Origin of the sequence: Streptomyces huiliensis (genome assembly GCF_020037025.1) — a bacterium.
GTDB classification, from domain to species: domain Bacteria; phylum Actinomycetota; class Actinomycetes; order Streptomycetales; family Streptomycetaceae; genus Streptomyces; species Streptomyces huiliensis.
This window is the reverse complement of sequence record NZ_JAIQLH010000273.1, coordinates 1-2,870: the sequence shown is the minus strand read 5'-3', so window position 1 is coordinate 2,870 and position 2,870 is coordinate 1. Positions and strand designations below refer to the sequence as shown.

The 2,870-nt window shown below is 75.2% G+C and carries 2 protein-coding genes; both read right to left on the bottom strand.

What is annotated here, in order from left to right; translation table 11 throughout:
• Positions 1-45: 45 nt before the first annotated feature.
• Positions 46-1,332, bottom strand: coding sequence for a 3-phosphoshikimate 1-carboxyvinyltransferase (gene aroA, locus JNW98_RS30865; RefSeq protein WP_223771602.1), 1,287 nt, complete (start codon positions 1,330-1,332; stop codon positions 46-48).
• Positions 1,329-2,870: transketolase family protein (locus JNW98_RS30860; RefSeq protein WP_223771601.1), on the bottom strand; the 1,542-nt coding region annotated here is incomplete at its 5' end. The genes aroA and JNW98_RS30860, both read right to left, overlap by 4 nt.

Here is a 2,870-nt window from a genome sequence, read left to right as displayed (position 1 = left end):
GCGCAACCTGCTCAACGGAACAACTCCTTTGCCCTCATAGGTGGTTCAGTGCGCCCGGACGCCGGGGACCGGCAGTTCGTAGGCCGGGAAGAGGCGGCGCATCTCGTTGTGGAAGCCGGGGAACGTCTTGCCTACGCAGCCCGGGTCGTCCAGCGTGATGGTGCCGGGCGCGGCCAGGCCGAGGACCGAGAAGGCCATGGCGATCCGGTGGTCCCGGTGACAGGCGATGCGCGCGGGCAGCGGGACGCCGGGGTGGACGGTGAGCCAGTCGGGGCCCTCCTCGGCGCGGATGCCGCAGGCGCGCAGGTTGCCGGCGACGGCGGAGATGCGGTCGGACTCCTTGAGCCTGGCGTGGGCGATGCCGGTGATGGTGATCGGCGCGTCGGCCAGGGGGGCGACGGCGGCGAGGGTCATGAAGGTGTCCGAGATCTCGCCCATGTCGACGGAGAAGCCGCCCCGGAACCGGCCGGTGCCGGTGACCGACGTCCCGCTGTCGCCGATCCGTACGTCCGCGCCCGTGCGCCGCAGGACGTCGACGAAGCCGAGGTCGCCCTGGAGGCTGCCGGCGCCGAGGCCGGGGACGGTGACGGTCCGGCCGGTCACCGCGGCGGCGGCGAAGACGTAGGAGGCGGTGGAGGCGTCCGGTTCGACGACGAGGTCGGCGGGGACGTAGGGACGCGTCCCGACCTCGATGCGGCCGTCCGGGCCCTCGGTGACGTCGGCGCCGAAGCGGCGCATCAGGCCGAGCGTCATGTCGATGTAGGGGCGGCTGACGAGCCGGTGCACCTTCACGACCAGCGGGCCGCGCATCAACGGGGCCGCCATCAGCAGGCCGCTGAGGTACTGGCTGCTGAGCGACGAGTCGAGGCCGATCTCGCCACCGTCCAGGCCCCGGGCCGTGACCCGGATGAGGGCGTCCTCGCCGGCCGCCGTGCGCACCTCGGCGCCGAGTCCCGCCAGGGCGTCGGCGAGCGGCCAGAGCGGCCGGGCGCGGAGCTGGCCGGAGCCGTCGAAGACGTACTCGCCCTCGCCGGTGGCCGCGAAGGGCGGCAGGAAGCGGGCGGCCGTGCCGGCGTCGGCGCACCAGACGCGGGCGCCGCCGGCCGGGCCGCGGCCGAGGCCGGTGATCTCCCAGCACTCGTCGGCGGGGGTGGCGGCGACCCGGACGCCGAGGGCGGTCAGGGCGTCCCGGAAGGTGAGGGTGTCGTCGCTGACCAGGGGGGCGCGGACGCGGCTGGTGCCGGGGGCCGCGGCGGCCAGCAGCAGGGCGCGGTTGGTGCAGCTCTTGGAGCCGGGGATGCGGGCCGTGAGGCCGACGCGTTCCGTGATCACCGGCGCACCCCTTCCGCCGCCCGGGCCACGCTGTCGCGCGCCGCCGCGGCCACCCGCTGGGCGGTCAGCCCGTACTGCTCGTACAGCGTGGTGTACGGCGCGGAGGCCCCGAACTGCTCCAGGCTGACGGCCTCGCCGAGTTCGCCGAGCAGCCGGTACCAGCCGATGGACGTGCCGGCCTCGACGGAGACGCGGGCGCGGACGGCGGGCGGGAGGACGGCGTCCCGGTACTCCCGCGCCTGCTCCTCGAACCACTCCAGGCAGGGCATGGAGACGACGCGGGTCGGGATGCCCTCGTCCTGGAGGATCGTGCGGGCGTCCAGGGCGATGTGGACCTCGCTGCCGGTGGCGACGAGCACCGCCGCCGGGGCTCCACCGGCCGCCTCGGCGAGGACGTAGCCGCCGCGGCGGACGCCGTCGGCCGGGGCGAGGCCGCTCTCCGGGGAGCGGTCCAGGACGGGCAGGGCCTGCCGGGTGAGGCAGAGGCCGGCGGGGCGGTCGGTGCGTTCGAGGATGCCGCGCCAGGCGGCGACGGTCTCGTTGGCGTCGGCGGGACGGACGACATCCAGTCCGGGGATGCCGCGCAGAGACCATAGGTGCTCGACGGGCTGGTGGGTCGGGCCGTCCTCGCCGAGGCCGATGGAGTCGTGCGTCCACACGTAGGTGACGGGCAGCTTCATCATGGCGGCCAGCCGGACGGCCGGGCGCATGTAGTCGGAGAAGACGAGGAAGGTGCCGCCGTAGGGACGGGTGCCGCCGTGCAGGGCGATGCCGTTGAGGATCGCGGCCATGCCGTGCTCGCGGATGCCGAAGTGCAGGGTGCGCCCGTAGCGGTGGCCGGGGAAGGTGTCGGTGGCGAACTCCTCGGGGACGAAGGAGGGTTCACCGGCCATGGTGGTGTTGTTGCTCTCCGCGAGGTCGGCGGACCCGCCCCACAGCTCGGGCAGGACCCCGGCCAGGGCGGTCAACACGTCGCCGCTGGCCTTGCGGGTGGCGACGGCCCGGCCGGGCGCGAACTCCGGCAGCGCGTCGGCCCAGCCCTCCGGCAGCCGGCGGGCGGAGATCCGGTCGTACGCGGCGGCGCGCTCCGGCTGGGCGGCGCGCCAGTCGCGGTAGCGCTTGGTCCACTCGTCGCGCAGCGCCCGGCCGCGGTCGACGGCGCCGCGGGTGTGCGCGAGGACGTCGTCGGGGACCTGGAAGGTCAGGTCCGGGTCGAGGCCCATGGCGGCCTTGGCGGCGGCGGCCTCCTCGGCGCCCAGGGCGGCGCCGTGGATCTTGCCGGTGTTCCGCTTGCCGGGCGAGGGCCAGCCGATGATGGTGCGCAGGGCGACGAGGGAGGGCCGGCCGGTCTCGGCGCGGGCGGCGACGAGGGCGGCGTGCAGCGCGTGGGCGTCCTCCGCGTACTCCCCGGTGACCGTCCAGTCGACCGTCCGCACGTCCCAGCCGTAGGCGGCGTAGCGGGCGGTGACGTCCTCGGAGACGGCGATGCGGGTGTCGCCCTCGATGGAGATGCGGTTGTCGTCCCAGAGGACGACGAG